Origin of the sequence: Cellulosimicrobium sp. NPDC055967, from assembly GCF_042269845.1 — a bacterium.
GTDB lineage: Bacteria > Actinomycetota > Actinomycetes > Actinomycetales > Cellulomonadaceae > Cellulosimicrobium.
Window position 1 is genome coordinate 69,806 of the sequence record NZ_JBHJYJ010000014.1, and the last position, 21,480, is coordinate 91,285.

Sequence of the window (21,480 nt, forward strand, 5' to 3'; positions counted from 1 at the left end):
AGCGACCGCCGATCGCTATCTCGACCCGGGGGTCGCTACCTCGCGGCGGCGCGGGCCTGGACGCCGCGGCGGACGGGGCCGAGCGTGAACAGCAGGGTCAGGAGGGCGGTGAGGGCGAGGAGGGCGAAGCCGAGGCCGTAGGTGCCCTCGAGCTGGTAGACCGCGCCCATGAGCAGCGGCGGGATGAACCCGCCCAGGCCGCCCGCAGCACCCACGAGGCCGGTCACGGCCCCGACCTTCTCGACCGGCGCGACCTTCGAGACGAGCGCGAACGTCGCGCCCGACGACGCACCGAGCGCGGCGGCGAGGCCGAGGAAGGCGATCGTCCCGACCGGCACGAGCGACGGCTGGAACGCGACGACCGCCGCGAGCGCCGTGACGACGGCGAAGCACCCGACGGAGACGGGCACGCCGCCGAACCGGTCGGACAGCGCGCCCCCGACGGGCCGCATGAGGACGGCGAGCACGACGAACCCCGCGGTGCGGGCGGCGGCGTCGGAGGCGGTGAGGTCGTAGGCGTTGACGAGGAACGTGGGCAGGTAGACGGAGAACGCGACGAACCCGCCGAACCCGACGGCGTACAGCCAGGAGAGCTGGAGGGTGGCGGGCAGGCGGAACGTCGCCCAGGTGCGGGCCCAGAACCCGCCGGCGGGGGCCGCCGCGCGGCCGGGCGGGACGCGCAGCAGGAGCCACGACACGACGGCGAACACCGCGAGGACGGCGGCGACGAGGAGGAACGGCGCGGCGTCGCCCCACGCGTCGCGGATGCGCACGGTGGTGAAGGCGGAGATCGCGGTGCCGCCCATGCCCATGCCGAAGATCCCGACGGCGGTGCCGCGGCGCGCGGGCGGGTACCAGGCGTTGACGAACGGGACGCCGACGGCGAAGGCCGTCCCGCCGAGGCCGAGGAAGAACCCGCCGACCAGCAGCGCGACGAAGCTGTCCGCGACGAGCCCGACGAACAGGACGGGCAGGATCGTCAAGGCGCTGACCAGGGGGAACATGATGCGCGCGCCGTAGCGGTCGGTGAGCGCCCCCACGGGGATGCGCCCGAGCGAGCCGACGACGACCGGCACGGCGACGAGGACGGACACCTGGACGTCGGTGAGGTCGTAGAGCTGCCCGTACGCCGCGCCCAGCGGGCTGATGAGCGCCCACGCCCAGAAGTTCACGGCGAACCCGATCGTCGCCAGGACGAGCATGAGGGTCGGGGAGGTGGACGGGGACGTCGTCGTCGGGGCGGGGCCGGTGGCCCCGCTCGCGTCCTGCTGCGCCATGGCGACTCCTGGTGGGAGGTGCCCGCCGGCGGGCACGGGGAGGTCGTTGCGTCGAGCGACTCCACGCTAACGACGCTCGTCGCGCCCCGCGCGGCGAACGACCCGTACCGTGGGGGCGTGCTCGACTGGCTCTTCGGGGGCGTGGCCCTGCTCAACGTGTACGCGCTCGCCCTCGTGGTGCTGCGCGCCCCGCTCTACCGCACGCGCCTGTACCGGCCGATGCTGCTCAACATCGGGCTGTCGATCGCGCCCGTCATCGTCCTCGGGTTCGTCGTGGTCCTCGACGCCGTGCTCATCGCGGGCGGCGCCCCGCCCTGGGTGGTCCTCACGGTCGCGGCGGCCGGGTTCCTCGTCTGGCTGCTGTTCCTGCCCAACGCCGGGTACCTCGTCACGGAGCTCAACTACAGCCACCGGCAGGAGGGCGAGGACGTCCCGCTCTGGTACGACATCGTCGCCGTGCTCACGCTCGCGATGTCGGGCGTCATGAACACGGTCGTCAACGTCTTCCTCGCGCAGGCGCTGCTCGCCCTCGTGCTGTACCCGAACGACGACGACCCGTTCCGCCACCCGTCCTCGTGGATCGCGGTGCTCGTGGTGCTCGCGCTCGTGTCCGTGGGCATCTACCTGGGCCGGTACGTGCGCTTCAACAGCTGGGACCTGGCCCACCCGGTCGAGTTCGTGCGCAAGCTCGGCACGCACTTCCGGGCGCGGGGGGCCGTGCGCGACGCCCTCCTGTTCGTGCTGCTGCACACGCTGTTCTTCGCGTTCATGTACGCGATCGTCATGGGCCCCGTCACGACGCTCCTCGTCCGCGGGGCCTGACGGGGACGCCGCCCGCCCCGTAGGATGCGCGCCGTGACGTCGACCGCGCCGAGGGCCGCCCGCAGCATCCCGCTGCTCCGCGCGGTCGTCGGGACGTGGCCGCGCCGCATCGCCCTGGCGGTCGTGCTCGGGCTCGTGGCCGGGACGGCGGCGGCCGGCGGGTTCGCGCAGCACGTCGCCGCCGAGGCAGGCCCGGCCCACGCCGCCGCGGGCGAGCCGGTCCCGACGGGACCGTTCGACCTGACGGTGCGGTCGTGGTCCGTGACGGACACCGTGCAGGTCTCCGCGCTCGAGGACTCCGGCGCCGACGCCTGGCTGGTCGTGGTCGTGGGCGCGCTCGACACGGACCGCGAGCCCCGCCGTCTGGACCGCACCGCAGTGACGCTCCCGGACGCGCTGCCCGGTGGCCTGGCGCTCGCGGGCGACGCGGAGCCGGACCGCCCGGACCCGACGCTGCTCGTGCGCGACGCCTCGGTCTACCCCGCGCTGCAGCCCGGCCTGGCCGAGGACGTCGCCCTGCTGTGGCCCGTGACGGTCCCCGACGGCGGCGCGACGTCCGCCGCCCCCGACGAGCCGCTCACCGTCACCGTCCCGACGTTCCGCTACCGCGACATGACGGTCGGCGGCGGGCGCCGGTGGGCCGAGACGGGCACCGTGGTGCTCGTGGACGTCCCGCCCGGCGACGTCCCGCCGGAGATCGTGGACCCGCCCGAGGACGAGGGGGCGTGGTGACCGAGCCGACCGGGGGGACGACGTCCGAGGCGCCCGCCACGGCGTCCGCCGGCGGTCCCGCGACCGCCGGTGACCCCGCCGCGACCGCGCGCCCGCGGCGTGCGGACGTCGTCGTGACCGTCGTCCTGCTCCTCCTCGCCGTGGGCGTCGGGGCTGCCGTGGCACGCGTCGACACGTGGTGGCCCACGCTCACGGCGACGACGACGCGGGGCGACGTCGGTGAGGTCGTCACCGCCGGCCCGCTGCGCGTACGCGTCGACGACGTGCGCACGGGCACGGTGCTCGAGGACGGGTTGGACACCCTGACGACCGACGGCGTCTGGGTCGCCCTCGACCTCGCGGTGTCCGGCACGACGGCGGAGGCCGGCATCGAGGCGCTCGAGCTGCGCGACGCCGAGGGGCGCGACCACGAGGCGTCGCACCGCGCGAGCAACACGATGATGAGCACGTTCGTGGACCCGGACGTCCCCGAGGCCGGGACCGTGGTCGTCGAGGTGCCGGCGCGAGCGCTCGACGGGGACGTCGTGCTGCGGGTCCTGACCGAGCACGACGACGCGGACATCGACCGCCCGCAGGCGGTGGCCGAGGTCGACCTCGGTCGCCTGGAGCCGCCCGCGGCCGACGTCGTCGTCGACGTGGTGCGGCCCGCGCTCCTCCCCGGGGGGTGGGACGGGTGAGCGGGAGCGCGGGATGGTGGCGCGCGAACCGGTGGTGGCTGGTCGTGCTGGCGGGGGCGCTCGCGGCGCTCGGCACGCTCACCTGGCGCTCCGACGCGGTGCAGGGGTGGTGGGCGTCGGCGCCGCACCGTGCCCACACGGCCGACGCCGAGGGCTGGGCGCAGGTCGGCGACGTCCGGGCGCGCCTCGCCGGGCTCGAGGAGGTCGACTGGCTCGACGACGGGTACGGGGACCGCATCGAGGCCCCGGAGGGCCACACGCTCTGGGCCGCGGACGTGTCGCTGCGTTCGGACGCGCCCGACGCCCCGGCGAGCGAGGAGGAGACGTACTCGTCGTGCGAGGTCGTGCTGCTCGACGCCGCCGGGCGCGAGTTCACGGCCGGGGCGTCGGCGCTCCCGGGCATGCCGTTCCCCGAGGCCCCGGTCTGCACGGGCGCCGTCTCGAGCCGCAGCACGCAGTACTTCCTCACGCCCGACGACGCCCGGCCGGCCGAGGTGCGCCTGGTCGAGCCGGAGCTGCTCCCCGCCTACTGGTCGCTGCCCGCGTCGTGATCGGACGCCCGGCCCTGCCGGGCCCGCTGACCTCGCAGGACCTTGCAGGAACGGGCGATCGGGTCGAGCATCCGAGCCCGTAGCTCGCCGACCTCGGGCTCGCCACGCTCGGCCTCGGCGACGAACGCGTCTGTCATCGCGTCGGGGAGCCGGAGCGCGAACGGGTTGCGGGCAGACACGTCGAACTCGCGCGACATGGCCTCTCGGGCGGCCTGGCGCTCCGGCAGCAGCCCGTCGAGGAACGGCTCGACGACCCGCTGGGCGAACGGCCCGCCTGCGAGCGGCATCGTCAGGGAGATCGGCGTCGCCCCCGGGTCCGAGCGGTAGTCCAGCAGGTGTTGTCCGCCCCGGGTCTGCTCCAGGTCGGCGACGTGCCGCCCGTAGAGCAGCACTGCCAGGTGTCGGCTGCTCACAGGCCCTCCAGGAGGTCCGCGAGACGGCTCGTCGCGCGTGGCGTCGTGGTCACGGTGAGGTCGAGCCCGAGCGTGTCGAGCGTGTCGAGGACCTTCCCGAGCTCGGCCCGCTCCGCGTGACCGCTCTCGAGTGCGATCAGCCATCGGCGGCTGACTCCGGCGCGCTCGGCCAGCTGTTGCTGGGTCAGGCCGGCGCGCCTCCGGGCGCTGCGGATCGCTGCGCCGATCTGGGCGGGTGTGGTGAGCGCGATACCAGCCATCGTGTGACGGCACGTGCACATTGGGCTCAAAGTGCAAGAACGGTGACACCGCTCAGATGTGCACGATCAATGACATGACGCGCGCGGCGGGGGGTCGGGGGTCGAACATCCGCCGCTTGACGGCGTGGGGGATTTTGATCATAGTTCATGATCAATACTCTCTGACGGAGGTGGACATGAGCTGGGTGTCGTGGATGCTGGGGAACCCGTTGCCGTTCCCGGTCGCCCTCGCTGTCGACGTCGCGCTGCTCGCCGCGGCCGTCGTCGCTGCGCTCCTGTGGTGGGACGGTCGACGTGCCGTCGTCCCGAGCTCGGCGGGGCGGCGCGCGGTGCGGCACTCCGCGGTGACGAGCGCCGGCTCGGGTCTGCTCGTCACCGCGGGGATCCTGCTGCCGCCCCTGTACCTCTACCTCGGGCTCGTCCCGCTCGGCGCGCGGACGACGGCGGTGCTGCCGCTCGTCGCGCTCGTCGGCGCCCTCGCCGTCCACGCGGTGGGAGAGCTCACGTGGCCGCGCCCGACTCACCGCCAGCGCGAGGCGCGGCTCGTCGCGCGCTCGACGGCCGACGTCGTCCCGACGCTCACCCGTCGCCTCGCGTGGGCCTGGGCCGGGGGCGTCGTCGCCGCGAGCGTGGCGTTCGGCCTCCTGTCCGACGGCCCGCGCTCGATCTCCCGCCTCGTCGGCCGGTACGAGGCGTACACCGCCGCACCGTTCCCCGGGTGGCTGTGGACGGTGCCGCTCCTGGTCGGGACGGTCGTCGCCGTCGTGGCCTCGGAGGTGGTGCTGCGCCTCGTCGCGTCGCGACCGGCGGTCGAGGACGTGGACGAGCGGTGGGACATGTGGCTGCGCCGCCGGGTCGCCCGCCGCGTCGAGCGTGCGACCCAGCTCGTCGTGGGCCTGACGCTCGGCGGCCTGGTCGCGCTGGGCGGGCTCTCGCTGCGCTGGCTGGGGCTGGGGAACGGCGACGGGTTCCGGACGGGCCCCGGGCTCAGCCCGGGCCACGTCCAGGCCGGGAACGCCCTGCTGCTCCTGGCGCTGGCCGTCGTGGTCGTGGCGCTCGTGGTCCTGGTCTGGCCGGTGCGCGACCCGGCGCCGACGGCAGCGCCGGTGCGCGAGCCGGAGGGGGCGGTCGCGTGAGCCTCGCCGTCCGCATCGACCTGGACTCCCCGACGCCGCACTACGAGCAGCTCCGTGCCCAGCTCGCGGCCCTCGTCACGGCGGGCGACCTCGCCGACGGGCAGCGCCTGCCCACGGTGCGGGCTCTCGCGAACGACCTGGGCATCGCGCCGGGCACGGTCGCGCGGACGTATCGCGACCTGGAGGCTGCGGGGCTCGTCACGACGCGGCGACGTGTCGGGACCCTCGTGACGGCACCGGCCGCGACGTTGTCCCGCGCGGCGGTGACGGACGCGGCGGCGCGCTTCGTCCGCCTGGCCCGCGACCACGCGCTGACGGACACCGAGATCCGTGACGTCGTCGCGGCGGCCCTGCTCGTCGGGGGACGGCCGGACGACGAACGGTCCGGCGACGACCGGTCCGCGACGGTCTCAGCCGGCTGACGCGCCGTCCGCCGTCGCGCCGGCCCCGGTGCTGACCTCCGCGCCGGACTCGGCCCCGACCTCTGTGCCCGTCTCTGTGCCGACCGCTGAGCCGACCGCCGTCCGCGACCGGGCCACGCGCCGCGTGCGCAGCGCCGACGGCAGGCCGAGGCTCGCGAGCAGCGCGTCCGCGGCGGCCGCGAGCAGCACGGTGGTGAGCACCTGCACGACGACGGTCGCGACGATCTCGAGCGGGCCGACGAGCGCGCGCCAGGCGACGATCCCGGGCTGGCCGACGACGGCCTGGGCCGCCGTGTAGACGACCTGCTCGCCGAGCGTCAGGAGGGCGAACGCGACGCAGAAGAGCAGCACGGCGCTCCACCGGCTGCGCCACAGCATCCCGAGGGCGCCCACGAGGCCGCCGAACCGTCGGCCGGGGTCGAGCATGAGCTCCCACGCCCTGCGCGCGCCGCTCTCGCCGAGCGTCCGGTTGAACCGGTCGACGACGCGCGTCGCACGACCCGTCGGCTCGTCGTCGCCCTGCGTCGCGTGCGCCGGGTCGACGACGTCGATCGCCTCGACGCCGTAGACGATCGTGCCGAGGGTGAGCCAGGCGAGCGGCACCACGAGGCCGGTGACGACGCCCGCGAGGAGGAGGGACGTCGTCGGGCCCAGGGCGTCGACGAGCGGCTTGAGCACGTCGACGCGCGCGACGACGCCGTCCCACCACGTCGTCGTCTCGACGACGACCACGCGCGACGTCCACCACTCGCGCACGCGGCCGACGACGGCGGTGACGGTGAACGCGCCGACGACGATCCACACGACCTCGCAGTAGCCCGCAGCGATGCGCACCGCGGCGGAGCGCGCGCTGCGCTGCGTGTCGCCGCCCGCCGCGGAGATGCCGCGGTCGACGCGCCTGGCGAGGCGCTCGAGCAGCGTGCGGGCGAGCAGCGCGCCCGCGACGACGAGCACGACGGTGAGCCCGAACCCCTCGGGGATCGGGCTCGCCGTCTGGATGCCTGACCCGGCCGCGAACGCGTGGTCGAGCGCCGCGGAGTCGATGTACGACTGCCAGTCGGACGACAGGCCGCCGTAGAACTCGTAGATGACGAGGTACGGGACCAGGACCGACGCGATCGAGCCGAGGAGCGCCCGGACCTCGAGGCGGTCGCGCGCGGTCCGCGGCTCGCGGCGCAGGACGTGCAGCATGACGACGATCCCGACGACCGTCGCGAGCGGCGAGAAGCACAGCACGAGCAGGCCGAGCACGCCCGACGACGGCGCGACGGCGAGCGCGGCGCGCAGCGCGAGCTCGTGGACGACCTCGGCGAGGAGCGCGACCGCGACGAGCGCGGGCCAGTGCCGGGACAGCAGGCGGCCGGCGTCGGCGAGGACGCGCGCGCCGGACCGCAGGACCGGGTCCGGGGGGACCGTCGTCGTGCTCGCGGGGGTCGCCGGTGGGGCCGTCACGCGCGCCAGGGTACCGGGGCGGGCGGGCCGGGCGCCGCCGGTCCTCGAGCGCCGCGCCCTTGGGCGGCGGCGCTCACGGGGGCGGGGCGCAGGGGCGCGCTCCCAGGGCTCCCTGCACGATCGCGCGGGCGAGGCGGCGGGCCGTCTCCCGGTCGACGTCGCCCGGGGAGCTGACCAGGGAGAACAGCGCGCCCCCGTAGAGGGTGACGAGCGTGGGGACCGCGTCGGGCGGGACGTCGAGCCCGAGCTCGGCGTGCTCGTCGGCGGTGAACGCGGTCGCGACCGAGCCGAGCCGCGCCAGCGCGGCGCCGAGCGCCGGGCGGCGGCGCGCCTCGAGCTGGAGCTCGAAGATTGCGAGGTACCGCTCGCGCGACGTCGTGACGGCGTCCTCGAGGGACGCGGCGAGGAGCTCGGTCAGCGGCTCCGGGGACGCGGAGACGTCGAGCGTCCGGTCGATCTGCCGCATGGCCGCGAGGTGCAGCTCGACGACGCGCTCGGCCGCGGCGACGAGCAGCTCTTCCCGGGTACGGACGTAGTTGGCCGCGGTGCCCGTCGGGAGCCCCGCGGCGCGCTCGACCGTGCGGTGGGTGACGCCGTGCACGCCGTCCGTGGCGAGGAGGGCGACGGCGGCGTCCGCGAGCGCGGTCCGCCGCTCGGGGTTGGTCCGCGGCATGGCTGCCAGTATGGCAACATCGGTACTACAACGACCGTAGTGGTATGCCCGGACGGGCGGACCATCCTCTCGACCCTGGGAGCATCACCATGACCCGTGCCGCTATCGTCGTCGGGGCCGGGATCGCGGGCCTGGCGTCCGCGATCTCGCTCGCCCGGACCGGCTGGGGCGTCACCGTCGTCGAGCGCTCGCCCGCGCTCGGCGAGGTCGGTGCGGGCTTCGCCATGTCCCGCAACGCGGTCGCGGCGTTCCGCGGCCTCGGGTTCGACGACGACGCCGTCGCCCGGCTCGGGTACGCGACGTGGGCGGGCGGGACGTGGGACCTCCACGGCGACCCGATCCTCACGCTGCCGGGCACCCCCGAGGTGCGCGCGTCCGTGGGGCTGATCGGCGTCCACCGGCGCCGGCTCCACGAGGCGCTGCGCCGCCGGGCGGTCGACCTGGGCGTCGAGGTCGTCACGGGGACGCCGGTCACCACCCTGGATCCCGGGGACCCGGACGGGGCGCCCGCCGTCGTCGCGGGCCGCGAGGCGGACCTCGTCGTCGGCGCGGACGGGATGCGCAGCGCCGTCCGCGCGGCCCTGTTCCCGGCGAGCGTGCCGGTGTACAGCGGCTACTCGAGCTGGCGCGCGATCACGCCCGGCGCCTGGGGCGCGGAGGCCCTCACGCAGTACTGGGGGGCGCACGCGGAGTTCGGCCTGCTGCGCACGACTGCCGACGAGACCGCCGACGAGACCTACTGGTACGGGTACGTCGCGATGCCCGAGCGGACGCGGCTCGACGACGAGCTGGGCGCGGCTCGCGAGCGGTTCGCCGGGTGGGCGCCGCCGGTGCAGGAGGTCCTCGCCGCGACGGCGCCGGACGCCGTCCTGCGCCACGACGTGCACCACCTGCCCGGCGGCCTCCCGCGCTACGCGGCGGGCCGCGTCGTCATGGTCGGCGACGCCGCGCACGGCACGCTCCCGACGATGGGGCAGGGTGCGGCGACGGCGCTGGAGGACGGGCTGTGCGTCGGCCTCCTGGTCGGAGCGCCCGTCGCGGCGGGAGGTCGGCTCGTCCCGGCGCTCGCGGGGTACGACGCCGCGCGTCGGCCCCGGTGCCGGGCGCTCGCCCGGGCGTCGGTCGCGTCGGGGCGGTTCGGCTCGCACCTGGGCGGCGGCTGGCGGCAGACGGTCCGGAACAGGATCATGCGCCTGACCCCGGCCTCCGCGATCGCGCGCGGCTCGCAGGCCGCGATGGGCTGGACCCCGCCCGAGCCCGCACCCCCGGTGCGCTGACGCCGGTGCCGGCGCCCGCCGTCGGATACGCCGACCCCGGGGTCCCTCCCCACGTCGTGACGATCGTGAGGAACGACCCCGGGCTCGAGCGGTGGCTACGACGCGCGCGACGCGAGGCGGGCGACGACGCGCTTGGCCTCCTTGCCGGCGAACCGGCGCGCGAGGACGCCGACGCCGGCGGCGACGGCCGCGAAGGTGACGGCGGAGACGATGCCGACCTCCTCGTCGTCGAGGTCCTTCGGGGCGTCGTGACCGGTGACCTTGGCCCAGATGAACGTGACCAGCTTCTGCGCGGCCCAGCCCGCGGCGAAGGTGAGGGCGACGGTCCCGACCTTCACGGCCAGGGTCTGCTCGGTCTCGTTCGTGTCGGCCACGAGGGTCCTCCGTGAGTCGGGGCGCCGGTCGGCGCGGGCGTGCTCCCACCGTAGTGCGAACCGTCGGTCCCCGCGTCGCCCGGCGCGCGCACGCGACCCACGGCCCGACGTCGCGAGACGCGAGAAGTGGCCCCCCGGACGCCACCTGGCTGGGCCACTTCTCGCTTCTCGTCACCGCCCTCGCGTCACTCCTGGCTCACCGCGTCGAGCACGGGCAGCCGGGCCGCGCGGGTCGCGGGCCAGACCGCCGCGACGACCCCGACGACGGCGGCGAGCGCGAGCATCGCGCCGAGCTGCGCCCACGGCACGGCGAGGGTCGTGAAGCCCTCGTCCGCGAGCACCGAGGGCAGCGCGGCGGCGAGGCCCGTCCCCACGACCAGCCCGACGGCCGTCCCGAAGACCGCGACCAGCACGGACTCGACGACGATCGTCGTGGCGAGCTGGGCGCGCCCCAGCCCGACGGCGCGCAGGAGCCCGATCTCGCGCGTCCGCTCGACGACGGACAGGGCGAGCGTGTTGACGATCCCGAGCACCGCGACGAGCACGGACAGCCCGAGCAGGGCGTAGACGATCGCGAGGATCGACTCGACCTGGGACGCGACCTCCCCGGCGAACTCGTCGGCGTCGAGCACGCTCGCGACGACGTACGGCGCGACGGCGTCGGTCACTGCGCCCCGCACGGCCGCGGGGTCGGCGCCCGGCTCGACGTCGAGGAACAGCATCTCGGGGGTCGTCGCGCCTACCGCGGACGCGACGTCCGGCGGCAACAGCATGTCGACGGAGAACGCGTGGGAGTCGATCACGGCGCCGATGCGGACGTCGTGCGCCGGGAGGTCGGGCCGGGTGGGGTCGGCGATCGTCACGACGTCGCCGAGCGCCCAGCCGTGCTCGTCGAGCGCGTCCTCCATGACGGCGGCCTCCCCGCGCGCGTACGCGCCGAGGTCGCCCTCGACCGCCGTCGTGCGGACCGAGCGGCCGAAGCCCTCGGCGGGGAAGCCGACGACGACCTGCGGCTCGTCGTCGACGACGACCTGCCCGTACGTCGTGAGGTCGACGGACGCGACGCCGGGCACCGCGCGGACGTCGGCCGCGACGCCCTCGGGCAGGTACGGGGTCGCGGACCGGACGACGAGGTCGGCGGCCGTCTCCTCGTCGACGATGCCGGTCACGGACTCGCGTGCCGAGAGCGCCAGGACGGACGTCGTCGACACGAGCGCCATCCCCACGACGAGCGCCCCCGCGGTGGCGGCCGTGCGGCGCGGCTGGCGCGTCACGTTGCCGCGCGCGAGCCCGCCGAGCGGCCGGACGAGCGCGACGAACGGCGCGGCGAGGACCCCGAGCACGGGACCGACCGCGAGCGGGGAGAGCAGCAGCACGCCCGCGATCACCCCGACCGCGCCGAGCCCGAGGAGCGGCGCCCCGCCGCTCCCCACCGCCGCGGCACCCACCACGAGCCCGGTGCCGGCGAGCAGGGCCAGCGCCCCCGCGACCACCCGGGCGACGCCCGGGCCGGCGGGACGCACGACGTCGGCCCGCATCGCCTCCACGGGCCGGACGAGCGCCGCGTGCCGCGCGGGCAGGGCCGCTGCGACGACGGACACCACGACCCCGACGACGAGCGGGACCACGATCCCGGCGGTCGTCACGGGCAGCGACCCGGCCAGCTCCATGCCCACCGCGCCGAGCCCGCTCCGCGCGAGCTCGGCGAGCCCGAACCCGGCCGCGACGCCCAGCACCGCGCCGACGACCCCGACGACGGCGGCCTGTCCCAGCACCGAGGCGAACACCTGCGCGGGCGACACCCCGACGGCGCGCAGGAGCGCGAGCTCCCGCGTGCGGCGGCGCACGTGCATCGCGAACGTGTTGGTGATGATGAACGTACCGACGAACAGCGCGAGCCCGGCGAACACGAGCAGGAACGTCGAGACGAAGCCGAGCTGGTCGGCGATGGCGCTGCTCGTCTCGTCGCGCAGCTCCGCGCCCGTCACGGCCTCGGCGTCGCCGGGGAGCGCCGCCGCGACGGCGTCGCGCAGCGTCTCGGGCGAGACGCCGTCGGCGGCGTACAGGGCGATCGACGGCACCATGCCGTCCGGCGCGTACGTCATCGCGGCGGTCGTCGTGTCGAGCAGGACGATCGTCGCACCCGCCATGGGCGCGGACAGCGAGAGCTCGCCGACCACGCGCACGGGCCGCACCGCGTCGCCGAGCACGACGTCGGTCGTGTCGCCCACGGCGAGCCCCGACGCCTCGAGCGTCGCGGACTCGAGCGCGACCTCGGCGCCGTCCTCCGGCGCGCGGCCGTCGACCACGCGCGGCCCGGGGTCGCGCGGGTCGTACCCGATCGCCATGCTCGGCGCCTGGGTGCTCAGCACCGCGGTGCCGTCGGCGCCCACCAGGACGGCGGGGCCGCTCACCTCCGCGAGCGCGAGGTCGACGTCGTCCCGCGCGTCGAGCGTGCCGGCCAGGTCCGCCGGGACGAGGCTCCGTGCGCCGCCGAGCTGCGCGGACGACGACTCGAGCGCGGACCCGGCGGTGGTGGCGCCGCGCACGTACGCGTCCGCCTGGATCGACGACGCGACGATGCCGTCGAACGTCGAGGCGAGCATCGCACGGAGCGCGAACGTGCCGGTGACGAACGCGACGCCGATCGTCACCGCGAGCACGGACAGCACGAGCTGTGCGCCGTGCGCGCGCACGCCGCGCAGCGCGATCCGGCCCATCATCGGACGGCCGCCGGTTCGTGGGTGACCGGTGCGGCGTGCGCGCCCGCCGACGCCGCCGGCGTGAGGGCGCCGAGCGTGTCGAGGACGGCCTGCGGCGTCGGGTCGCGCAGCTCGGTCACGAGGCGCCCGTCCGCGAGGAACAGCACGCGGTGCGCGTACGACGCCGCCGTCGGGTCGTGCGTGACCATGGCGACGGACTGGCCGAGGTCGTCCACCGAGGCGCGCAGGAAGCCGAGCACCTCCGCGGCGGCGCGCGAGTCGAGGTTGCCGGTCGGCTCGTCCGCGAACACGACCGCCGGCCGGGACACGAGCGCCCGCGCGCACGCGACGCGCTGCTGCTGCCCGCCCGAGAGCTCCGCCGGGCGGTGCCCGAGCCGCGGGCGCAGGCCGACGGCGTCGACGACGCGGTCGAACCACGCCCGGTCCACGGGCCGGCGCGCGACGGCGAGCGGGAGCACGATGTTCTCCTCCGCCGTGAGCGTCGGCACGAGGTTGAACGACTGGAAGACGAACCCGATGCGCGTGCGTCGCAGCCGCGTCAGCCGTCGCTCGCTCATCGCCGAGACCGTCTCGCCGTCCACGACGACGGTCCCCGCCGTGGGGGAGTCCAGCCCGGCGAGGCAGTGCATGAGGGTCGACTTGCCCGACCCGGACGGGCCCATGATCGCCGTGAGGCGTCCGCGTTCGAGGTCGACGTCGACGCCGTCCAGGGCGCGGACCGCGGCCTCGCCGCGCCCGTAGGTCTTCACGAGCCCCCGTGCGGTGGCGATCACGGGCCGCTCCGGCGTGGTCCCGGCGGCTCCCGCGGCGTTCTCGGCGTTCTCGGCGTTCTCGGTGGACGTCGCGACGGTCGTCGTCGCACCCGTCATCCCAGGTCTGCTGCTCATCGGTCCTTCCCCTCCTGCGTCGTCGGCCGGGGGCCCCGGTCCGGTCGTCTCGACCCTCCCGCGGGGGTGCGCCCCCGGGCATCGGGGACCGGCCCGGACCCCTCCCTGGTCGGTGCGGCGCCGCTCTCAGGGTTCTCTCAGGGGGATTCCCCAGGGGCGGCCCGGTGTAGGCTCGACGTGAACGACAGGGGAGCTCCTGGAGGAGCTGAGAGTGCGGACCACCGCAGACCCTCGAACCTGATCCGGTTAGCACCGGTGGAGGAAGTCGGGAATCTCGATCACCTGCTCGTGCGGTCTCCCGCGCTCGCCGGAGCACGGGTCGCACGGGTCGGTGGACCCCTCCTGAACGTCCTGGGAGGACACATGCAGCGCACGACCGCCCGCACCCGCCGGAGCACCCTCGTCACGGGCGCGGGCACGACCCTCGCCCTCCTCGCGCTCGCCGCGTGCGGCAGCGGCGACGACGCGACGTCAGGCTCGGGAGGCGACGACGCGTCGTCGGGCGCCGGGGGCACGGTCACCCTGGTCACCCACGACTCCTTCGCCGTGAGCGACGAGGTGCTCGCCGCGTTCGAGGAGGAGAGCGGGCTCACCGTGGAGCAGGTCGCGCCGGGCGACGGCGGCGCGCTCGTCAACCAGCTGATCCTCACCAAGGACTCGCCGCTGGGCGACGTCGTGTTCGGGATCGACAACACGTTCGCCTCGCGCGCGATCGACGAGGGCGTGCTCGCGCCCTACACGCCGGACGGACTGTCCGACTCCGCGGCGCAGTACGCGGTGGGGGACGGGGGAGAGCTGACGCCCGTCGACCTCGGCGACGTCTGCGTCAACGTCGACCACACCTGGTTCGCCGACGCGGGCATCCCCGAGCCGGTGTCGCTCGAGGACCTCGCGAAGCCGGAGTACGAGGACCTCCTCGTCGTGACCAACCCGGCGACGTCGTCGCCCGGCCTCGCGTTCCTCCTCGCGACCGTCGGCGCGTTCGGCGAGGACGGCTGGGAGGACTACTGGGCCGACCTGCGCGCCAACGGCGTGAAGGTCGTCGACGGCTGGTCCGACGCGTACTACGTCGACTTCTCCGGCTCCGAGGGCGCCGGGCCGCGCCCGCTCGTGCTGTCGTACTCGACGTCGCCCGCGTTCACGCTCACCGAGGACGGCTCCGAGTCGACCACGGGTGCGCTGCTCGACACGTGCTTCCGCCAGGTCGAGTACGCGGGCGTGCTCGCGAACGCGAAGAACCCCGAGGGCGCGCAGCAGCTCGTGGACTTCCTCGTGAGCGAGGCGTTCCAGGCCGACGTGCCCGGCCAGATGTACATGTACCCCGCCGACGACTCCGTCGCGCTCCCCGACGGCTGGGCCGAGTTCGCCCCGCTCGCCGACGAGCCCTTCGAGGTCGCGCCCGCCGACATCTCGGCGCACCGTGACGAGTGGATCAAGGCATGGACGGCCACGGTCGTCGACTGACCCGCGTCTCCGGTCCGCCGGCGGGCATGACCAGGGCTTTACCTCGCGAGGTAGAGCCCTGGTCCGCCGAGGTAGAGCCGTGGTGAGGGGCCGCGCGGTCCGGCGGGGCAGCGTCGGGCGCGGGGTGCTGTGGGGGATCGCGGCGGCGGTGCCGCTGCTGTTCCTCGGGGTGTTCTTCGCGTGGCCGGTCGTCACGCTCGTGGCGCGCGGGTTCGTCGGGGACGACGGCGGGCTCGACCTGTCGGGGTTCGCGGAGGTCTTCTCCCAGCCGCGGACGTGGCGGATCCTCGGGCTGACGCTGTGGCAGGCCGTGCTCGGCACGGCGTTCTCCGTGCTGCTCGGCGTGCCCGGGGCGTACGTGCTGTACCGGTGCCGGTTCCCCGGGCGACGGGTCGTGCGCGCGCTCGTCACGGTGCCGTTCGTGCTGCCGACCGTCGTCGTGGGCGTCGCGTTCCGGTCGCTGCTCGTGCAGGGCGGCCCGCTCGGGTTCCTGCGGCTCGACGAGACGTTCGCGGCGATCGTCGTCGCGCTCGTGTTCTTCAACTACTCGGTCGTCGTGCGCACGGTCGGCGGGCTGTGGGAGCACCTCGACCCGCGCGCCGAGCAGGCCGCCCGGGCGCTCGGCGCGACGCCGTGGCGCGCGTTCCGCACCGTGACCCTCCCGGCGTTGACTCCCGCGATCGCGAGCGCCGCGTCGATCGTGTTCCTCTTCTGCGCGACGGCGTTCGGCGTCGTGCTCGTGCTCGGCGGCATCCGCTACGGGACCATCGAGACGGAGATCTGGATCCAGACCACCCAGTTCCTCGACCTGCGCACCGCGGCGGTGCTGTCCGTCGTGCAGCTCGTCGTCGTCGCGGCGGCGCTCACCGTCGCGAACCGCACGCGGGCGCGGCGCGAGCGAGCCCTGAACCTCTCGTCCTCCACGTCGTCCGCGCACCCGCTGCGGCTGTGGCGCGACGGCCGCCCGACGGGCGACCTCGCCCCGGCGGCGCTCACGGCGGCCGTGGTCGTCGTGCTCGTCGGCCTGCCGCTCGGCACGCTCGTCGTGCGCTCGTTCCGCGTCCCGGGCGGCGGCTGGGGCCTCGACAACTACGCGAACCTCGGCACGACGGGCGGGCGCAACGCGCTGTCCGTCACCGTGTGGGAGGCGGCCGGGAACTCGCTGCGCACCGCCGCGCTCGCGACCCTGCTCGCCGTCGTGATCGGCGGCCTCGTGGCGCTCGTCGTGTCCCGGCGCCCGCGCTCGCGCGGCGGTCGGCGCGCGATCTCGGTGCTCGACTCGGTGTTCATGCTCCCGCTCGGGGTCTCCGCGGTGACCGTCGGCTTCGGCTTCCTCCTCACGCTCGACCGGCCGCTCGGCCTCGACGTCGACCTGCGCACGTCGGGACTCCTCGTGCCGATCGCGCAGGCGGTCGTCGCGATCCCGCTCGTCGTGCGCACGGTCCTGCCGACGCTGCGCGCGATCGACCCGCGCCTGCGCGAGGCCGCCGCGACGCTCGGCGCCGCCCCCGGGCGCGTGTTCCGCACGGTCGACGGGCCGATCGCCGCCCGCTCGCTCGGCCTCGCCGTCGGGTTCGCGTTCGCGGTCTCGCTCGGGGAGTTCGGCGCGACGTCGTTCCTCGCCCGCCCCGACAGCGCCACCCTGCCGGTCGTGATCTTCCGGCTCATCGGGCGTCCGGGCGCCGAGAACTACGGCATGGCGCTCGCGGCGAGCGTCGTGCTCGCGCTGCTCACCGCGACCGTGATGCTGCTCGCCGAGCGGTTGCGCGGCGACCGACCCGGAGGAGAGTTCTGATGGTGCAGACCGACCCCGCCCCCGCGCGCGCGGGCACGCCGGAGCCGTCGCGCCCCGACGCCGTGCCCGATCCCGCGCCCGGGGAGGGCGCCGGGCTCGCGGTGCGCGACGTCGTCGTGCGCTACGGCGCGCGCGGCACCGGGGGAGCGCGCACGGACCCCGGCACGACGGCGGTCGCAGGCGTCACGCTCGACGTCGCGCCCGGCGAGGTGCTCGCCCTGCTCGGGCCGAGCGGGTGCGGCAAGTCGAGCCTGCTGCGCGCGGTCGCGGGGCTCGAGCCGGTCGCGTCGGGGTCCGTGGCGTGGGACGGCCGCGACCTCACGGGCGTCCCCGTGCACCGGCGCGGGTTCGGGCTCATGTTCCAGGAGGGCCAGCTCTTCCCGCACCGCGACGTCGCGGGCAACGTCGCCTACGGGATCGCGGGGCTGCCCCGCGCCGCGCGCGACGCGCGCGTGACCGACCTGCTCGACGTCGTCGGGCTGGCCGGGTACGGGCGGCGCGCGGTCGCGACCCTCAGCGGGGGAGAGCGCCAGCGCGTCGCGCTCGCGCGGTCGCTCGCGCCGCGACCACGACTGCTCCTGCTCGACGAGCCGCTGTCCGCGCTCGACCGGGGGCTGCGCGAGCGCCTCGCGCTCGACCTGCGCGAGGCGCTGCGCGCCACCGGCACGACCGCGGTCTTCGTCACCCACGACCACGACGAGGCGTTCACCGTCGCCGACCGCGTCGCCGTCATGGACGCCGGCAAGCTCCTCCAGGTCGCGCCGCCCGAGGACCTGTGGCGCGCCCCCGCCTCGCGCCGCGTCGCGGAGTTCCTCGGCTACCAGGCGTTCGTCCCCACCGAGCTGTCAGCAGCAGGCCGCTCCCTGGACCGACGAGGCGCTGACGACCCTGCGTACGACGGCTCGGGCGAGCTGCTCGCGATCGGGCCGCGCGGGCTGCGCGTGGTCGGTACGTCCGGTGCGTCCGACGCCCAGGGCGGCTCGGCGACGTCAGGCCCCGGCACCTGGGTCGCGACGGTCGTGGGCAGCGTGTTCCGGCGGGGCGCGGTGGAGATCACGGTCGACGTCGACCTGCCCGGGACCGACGGCGGCGCCCCGGCCCGGCTCGTGGCGCTCGCGGCCGGTCCGGCCGACGACGCGGGCCCGGGGCCGGGCGACCACGTGCGGGTCGTGGTCGACCCGACGGGCTGCGCCGTCGTCCCGGGCTGACGCCCGCACGGACGGCGCTCGCTGTCGTGCGACGGGCGAGAGAGCCGCAGCCGACCTAGCGTCGAAGCATGAGCGACGACGTGACGGCGGGGACGCATCCCCCGGAGAAGACCGGCGGCAAGGCCGCGAAGATCCTCTACCGCCCCGTGGGGCTCGCCAGCTCGATCGTGGGCGGGCTCGTCGCGGGGCAGGTGTTCAAGCAGGTCTACAAGCGCGTCACCCCGGGCCACCGGACCGACGCGCCCAAGCCGCTCGAGTCCGAGTACCGGCTCCGCGAGATCCTCGTCGCGGCGCTGATCCAGGGCGCGATCTTCGCGGCGGTGAAGGCGCTCATCGACCGCGGCGGCGCCCGGGCGTTCGAGCGCTGGACGGGGGAGTGGCCCGGCGACTGACCTCACCCCTCTGGCCGAACACGACATGAGGGTCGTTGTCGGAGCCAGAACGACCTCCATGTCGTGCTCGACGGCGGGCAAGGACGTGGTCGGCCACGGAGCGGCGAGGTCTGCCGTCAGGTCAGGTCGGCGGCGTGGACGAGGAGCGCGACCTGCGTCCGGTTCTCCAGGCCGAGCTTGAGCAGCACGTTCGACACGTGCGCCTTCACCGTCGGGACGCTGAGGAACAGGGTCGCCGCGATCTCGGCGTTCGCCGCGCCGCGGCCCAGCTCGACGGCGACGTCCCGCTCCCGGCCGGTGAGGGCGTCGAGCGCCGCCCGGGCGCGGTCGCGCTCGCCGCCCGCGTCCGCGACCGACGTCATGAGCCGCCGCGCGATCTCCGGTGACAGCACCGGCTCGCCCGCGGCCGCCGCGCGGACCGCCGCCACGATCCGCTCGGGCGGCATGTCCTTGAGCAGGTAGCCCGACGCCCCGGCGTGCAGGGCCCCGACGACCTCCTCGTCGCTGTCGAACGTCGTGAGCACGACGACGGCGGGTGCGCCCGCCCGCGCCCGCACCCGCCGCGTCGCCTCGATCCCGTCGACCCGGGGCATCCGCAGGTCCATGAGCACGACGTCGGTCGGGTGGGCGTCGAGCACCGCCGTGACGTCAGCCCCGTCCGCGGCCTCGCCGACGACCTCGATCCCGTGCGCGCCGTCGAGCATGAGACGCAGCCCGGCACGGACGAGCGCGTCGTCGTCGACGATCACGAGCCGGGTCCGTGCCGCGCCCCCCGGGCCGCTCCCGCCGTCGTGCCCGCGATCCGGCCCGTCGCCCCGGGGCTCGCCCGCGCGGGCGTCGGACCCGTGCCCACCCTGCTCGTTCACGCGTCCCACGGTAGCCGGACGTCGAGGACGAACCCGTCGTCCCGCGCCCCGGCGTCGAGGGTCCCGCCGAGCAGGTCCACGCGCTCGCGCAGCCCGACGAGCCCGGTGCCGGTCCCGTCGCCGGACGTACCGGCGGCCCCGCCCGCGGCGCCCTCGACGGGACCTCCGACCGCGACGAGGCGCGGGCCGCCGTCGGACACCGTCACGCGCACCTCGCCCGCCCGGGCCGCGACCCGCAGGGCGACGGGGCTGCCCGGCGCGTGCCGGCGGGCGTTCGTCAGCCCCTCCTGCGCGACGCGGTAGGCCGCGACCTCGACGGCCCGCGGCACGTCCGCCGACCCCGACCGCTCGTGCGTGACGTCGCCGCCCGCCTCGCGCGCCTCGGCGACGAGGCGGTCGACGTCGTCGAGCGTGGGCTGGGGTGCGGGGGCGCCCCCGTCGACGTCGTCGGGGTCGGCGCGCAGCACCCGCACGACGTCGCGCAGGTCGCCGAGCGCGGAGCTCACCCCGGCCCGGACGAGGCCCGCGGCGCGGGCGAGCTGCGCCGGGTCGGCGTCGGGGCGGTACTCGAGCGCCCCCGCGGTCGCGGCGAGGAGCGAGAGCCGGTGGGCGAGGGTGTCGTGCATCTCGCGGGCGATCCGCGTGCGCTCCATGACCCGGGCCTCGGCGACGCGGCGCTCCTGCTCGCGCTCGGCGCGCCGGGCGCGGTCGCGCAGCGACCACATGAGCTGGGCCCGCGCCTGCCAGTACATGCCCCAGCCGAGCAGGGCGGCGTGCACGGCGAGGTCGCACAGGAGCCACCAGCCGAGCGGCAGGGCCTGCGGCCGCCACAGCGCCTGCACGGCGTGGCCCAGGAACCCGGCGACGGCGACCGGGACCGCTGTGCGCGCCGGGTACCAGCGCGCGACCTGCAGGGTCGCGACCGTCGAGGCGGGGGTCGCCGCACCCGAGTACGCGGCGAGCGACGCGAGGATCAGGGCGCCGAGCACGGGGGCGTTGCGCGGAGCCCGCGACCACAGGAGCGGCAGCGCCGCGAGGGCGAGTACCGCGACGAGGACGTCGAGCCAGGTGCCCGCGCCGGGCGCGTCCTGACCGACGATCCCGGCGGTCGCGAGCACGGTGAGCGCGGCGACGGCGAGCCACGCGACGGCGAACGTCCACCAGGGGACGAGCGGGCGGTTCCCGTCGCGGCGGGCGGCGGCCGTCGCGAGGACGGGGCGTCGGGCGAGCGGGGGGCAGTCGGTCGGTGTGGTCATGCTCCGGACGCTAGGGGGCGGCGTCGCGGGCGACCACCGACCAAGGTCGGGGGTGGAGGTCCGGCGGGAGGGTCGGGACCCGTCGGGGGTCGGGGCGGTCGCCTCCGTCCGGCCGGTGCGGTGGGTGCCGCGCCCCCGCGAGGGTGGACGACGTCGGCATCCCGCCGGCCGCGGCCCAGGCCGCGTCAGCCCGTGGCACCTCGCCACGTGACGAAGGAGGTACGTCATGACCAGCACGCCGAGGACGCCGAACGGCCCGCGCCCCGCGACCACGGCGACGCGCGGCGCCGGTCCCGCCCCGACGAGCGACCCGCTGCCCGCGGCCGGGACGCGCGTGCCCGGTCGGGTCGGTGCCGGACGTCGTCTCCCGCGCTGGTCCGTCCCGCTCGTCGCCGCGGTCGTCGCCGCGGCGGTGCTGCTCGTCGGGACGGCGCTCGGCGTCGACCCGGAGGTGCGCACCGCGACGGGCACCCAGACCGTCGGCGTGGTGGCGGCGGCCGTCACGGCGCTCGTCGTCGGGTACGCCGCGTGGGGCGCGCGCGCCCTGCTCGGCAGGTTGTCCGCCCGTCGGCCCCGCCGGGGCGAGCTCGCCTGGCTCGTGACGTGCGCCGTCGTGCTGCTCGTGTCGCTCCTGGGCCCTCTCGGAGCGGTGACGCCTGATGCGACGGCGCTCCTCGCCGTCGAGCACCTGGCGGTCGGCCTGACGCTGGCGCTGGCCCTGCGCCGCTGACCCCACCCCCCGGCCCCCGGCGCCCGGGATCAGCCGAGCACGACGTTGCTGTCGTCATCCGCCGGATAACGCCAGCAACGTCGTGCTCGACCG

General features: G+C 76.0%; 22 protein-coding genes and 1 riboswitch. Of the genes, 12 read left to right on the plus strand and 10 right to left on the minus strand.

Going from position 1 to position 21,480, the window contains the following annotated elements; translation table 11 throughout:
* Positions 1 to 35 precede the first annotated feature (35 nt).
* Positions 36 to 1,277, minus strand: coding sequence for a nitrate/nitrite transporter (locus ACFC2L_RS16340; protein WP_375825372.1), 1,242 nt, complete (start codon positions 1,275 to 1,277; stop codon positions 36 to 38).
* Between the two features lie 117 nt (positions 1,278 to 1,394).
* Here ACFC2L_RS16340 and ACFC2L_RS16345 point away from each other — a divergent pair, with 117 nt between their 5' ends.
* From ACFC2L_RS16345 to ACFC2L_RS16360, 4 genes are read left to right on the plus strand one after another with little or no spacing between them, the layout of a single operon-like run.
* Entirely contained in the window at positions 1,395 to 2,099 is a 705-nt protein-coding gene (locus ACFC2L_RS16345; protein ID WP_375825373.1) for a DUF1361 domain-containing protein, read from the plus strand.
* Between the two features lie 33 nt (positions 2,100 to 2,132).
* Positions 2,133 to 2,831 (plus strand): hypothetical protein, encoded by a 699-nt coding sequence (locus ACFC2L_RS16350; protein ID WP_375825374.1) that lies wholly within the window; start codon positions 2,133 to 2,135, stop codon positions 2,829 to 2,831.
* Positions 2,828 to 3,508, plus strand: coding sequence for a hypothetical protein (locus ACFC2L_RS16355; protein WP_375825375.1), 681 nt, complete (start codon positions 2,828 to 2,830; stop codon positions 3,506 to 3,508). Before ACFC2L_RS16350 ends, ACFC2L_RS16355 begins: the two co-directional genes overlap by 4 nt.
* The gene (locus tag ACFC2L_RS16360; protein WP_375825377.1) at positions 3,505 to 4,059 is read left to right on the plus strand and encodes a hypothetical protein; all 555 of its coding nucleotides are present in this window, start codon (positions 3,505 to 3,507) and stop codon (positions 4,057 to 4,059) included. The genes ACFC2L_RS16355 and ACFC2L_RS16360 overlap by 4 nt, the downstream gene beginning before the upstream one ends.
* Here ACFC2L_RS16360 and ACFC2L_RS16365 read toward each other — a convergent pair.
* Positions 4,035 to 4,472: a HipA N-terminal domain-containing protein gene (locus tag ACFC2L_RS16365; protein WP_375825378.1), complete on the minus strand. Its 438-nt coding sequence runs from the start codon at positions 4,470 to 4,472 to the stop codon at positions 4,035 to 4,037. The two genes, ACFC2L_RS16360 and ACFC2L_RS16365, sit on opposite strands and share 25 nt — an antisense overlap.
* On the minus strand, positions 4,469 to 4,732 hold the full coding sequence (locus tag ACFC2L_RS16370; RefSeq protein WP_375825379.1) for a helix-turn-helix domain-containing protein: 264 nt from the start codon (positions 4,730 to 4,732) through the stop codon (positions 4,469 to 4,471). Before ACFC2L_RS16370 ends, ACFC2L_RS16365 begins: the two co-directional genes overlap by 4 nt.
* A 176-nt stretch (positions 4,733 to 4,908) precedes the next feature.
* Here ACFC2L_RS16370 and ACFC2L_RS16375 point away from each other — a divergent pair, with 176 nt between their 5' ends.
* Both ACFC2L_RS16375 and ACFC2L_RS16380 read left to right on the plus strand, forming a co-directional pair.
* Entirely contained in the window at positions 4,909 to 5,868 is a 960-nt protein-coding gene (locus tag ACFC2L_RS16375; RefSeq protein WP_375825380.1) for a hypothetical protein, read from the plus strand.
* A complete protein-coding gene (locus ACFC2L_RS16380) occupies positions 5,865 to 6,290 on the plus strand; it encodes a GntR family transcriptional regulator (protein ID WP_375825381.1) in 426 nt (141 codons plus the stop codon). Before ACFC2L_RS16375 ends, ACFC2L_RS16380 begins: the two co-directional genes overlap by 4 nt.
* Here ACFC2L_RS16380 and ACFC2L_RS16385 read toward each other — a convergent pair.
* Together ACFC2L_RS16385 and ACFC2L_RS16390 are read right to left on the minus strand one after the other, a co-directional pair.
* Positions 6,279 to 7,742: a hypothetical protein gene (locus ACFC2L_RS16385; protein WP_375825382.1), complete on the minus strand. Its 1,464-nt coding sequence runs from the start codon at positions 7,740 to 7,742 to the stop codon at positions 6,279 to 6,281. The two genes, ACFC2L_RS16380 and ACFC2L_RS16385, sit on opposite strands and share 12 nt — an antisense overlap.
* A gap of 73 nt (positions 7,743 to 7,815) precedes the next feature.
* Entirely contained in the window at positions 7,816 to 8,415 is a 600-nt protein-coding gene (locus tag ACFC2L_RS16390) for a TetR/AcrR family transcriptional regulator (protein ID WP_375825383.1), read from the minus strand.
* A gap of 89 nt (positions 8,416 to 8,504) precedes the next feature.
* Between ACFC2L_RS16390 and ACFC2L_RS16395 the strand changes: the two genes are divergently transcribed.
* Positions 8,505 to 9,692, plus strand: a complete 1,188-nt coding sequence (locus ACFC2L_RS16395) for an FAD-dependent oxidoreductase (protein ID WP_375825384.1) — start codon at positions 8,505 to 8,507, stop codon at positions 9,690 to 9,692.
* A gap of 95 nt (positions 9,693 to 9,787) precedes the next feature.
* Here the strand turns inward: ACFC2L_RS16395 and ACFC2L_RS16400 are convergent, their stop codons facing one another.
* The 3 genes from ACFC2L_RS16400 to ACFC2L_RS16410 form a co-directional block, all read right to left on the minus strand.
* Complete coding sequence (locus tag ACFC2L_RS16400; RefSeq protein ID WP_375825385.1) at positions 9,788 to 10,066, minus strand: DUF4235 domain-containing protein; 279 nt, start codon at positions 10,064 to 10,066, stop codon at positions 9,788 to 9,790.
* Between the two features lie 185 nt (positions 10,067 to 10,251).
* Positions 10,252 to 12,789, minus strand: coding sequence for an ABC transporter permease (locus tag ACFC2L_RS16405; RefSeq protein WP_375825386.1), 2,538 nt, complete (start codon positions 12,787 to 12,789; stop codon positions 10,252 to 10,254).
* On the minus strand, positions 12,786 to 13,676 hold the full coding sequence (locus ACFC2L_RS16410; protein WP_375825387.1) for an ABC transporter ATP-binding protein: 891 nt from the start codon (positions 13,674 to 13,676) through the stop codon (positions 12,786 to 12,788). Before ACFC2L_RS16410 ends, ACFC2L_RS16405 begins: the two co-directional genes overlap by 4 nt.
* Before the next feature lie 176 nt (positions 13,677 to 13,852).
* Positions 13,853 to 13,957: riboswitch (TPP riboswitch) on the plus strand.
* Positions 13,958 to 14,039: 82 nt separating this feature from the next.
* Here ACFC2L_RS16410 and ACFC2L_RS16415 point away from each other — a divergent pair.
* The 4 genes from ACFC2L_RS16415 to ACFC2L_RS16430 all read left to right on the plus strand — a co-directional run bounded on the left by ACFC2L_RS16415 (position 14,040) and on the right by ACFC2L_RS16430 (position 18,535).
* Positions 14,040 to 15,140 carry a thiamine ABC transporter substrate binding subunit gene (locus ACFC2L_RS16415; protein WP_375825389.1) on the plus strand — a complete coding sequence of 367 codons (1,101 nt, stop codon included), beginning with the start codon at positions 14,040 to 14,042 and terminating at the stop codon, positions 15,138 to 15,140.
* Positions 15,141 to 15,219: 79 nt separating this feature from the next.
* Positions 15,220 to 16,935, plus strand: a complete 1,716-nt coding sequence (locus ACFC2L_RS16420) for an ABC transporter permease (RefSeq protein ID WP_375825390.1) — start codon at positions 15,220 to 15,222, stop codon at positions 16,933 to 16,935.
* Positions 16,935 to 18,143, plus strand: a complete 1,209-nt coding sequence (locus ACFC2L_RS16425; protein WP_375825391.1) for an ABC transporter ATP-binding protein — start codon at positions 16,935 to 16,937, stop codon at positions 18,141 to 18,143. The genes ACFC2L_RS16420 and ACFC2L_RS16425 overlap by 1 nt, the downstream gene beginning before the upstream one ends.
* Before the next feature lie 68 nt (positions 18,144 to 18,211).
* Positions 18,212 to 18,535: a DUF4235 domain-containing protein gene (locus ACFC2L_RS16430; protein WP_155100015.1), complete on the plus strand. Its 324-nt coding sequence runs from the start codon at positions 18,212 to 18,214 to the stop codon at positions 18,533 to 18,535.
* Positions 18,536 to 18,651: 116 nt separating this feature from the next.
* Here ACFC2L_RS16430 and ACFC2L_RS16435 read toward each other — a convergent pair whose 3' ends face one another.
* Together ACFC2L_RS16435 and ACFC2L_RS16440 are read right to left on the minus strand one after the other, a co-directional pair.
* Positions 18,652 to 19,401 carry a response regulator gene (locus ACFC2L_RS16435; protein ID WP_375825393.1) on the minus strand — a complete coding sequence of 250 codons (750 nt, stop codon included), beginning with the start codon at positions 19,399 to 19,401 and terminating at the stop codon, positions 18,652 to 18,654.
* A complete protein-coding gene (locus tag ACFC2L_RS16440; RefSeq protein ID WP_375825394.1) occupies positions 19,398 to 20,657 on the minus strand; it encodes a sensor histidine kinase in 1,260 nt (419 codons plus the stop codon). Before ACFC2L_RS16440 ends, ACFC2L_RS16435 begins: the two co-directional genes overlap by 4 nt.
* A gap of 226 nt (positions 20,658 to 20,883) precedes the next feature.
* Between ACFC2L_RS16440 and ACFC2L_RS16445 the strand changes: the two genes are divergently transcribed.
* On the plus strand, positions 20,884 to 21,387 hold the full coding sequence (locus ACFC2L_RS16445) for a DUF6069 family protein (RefSeq protein WP_375825396.1): 504 nt from the start codon (positions 20,884 to 20,886) through the stop codon (positions 21,385 to 21,387).
* Positions 21,388 to 21,480: the final 93 nt, after the last annotated feature.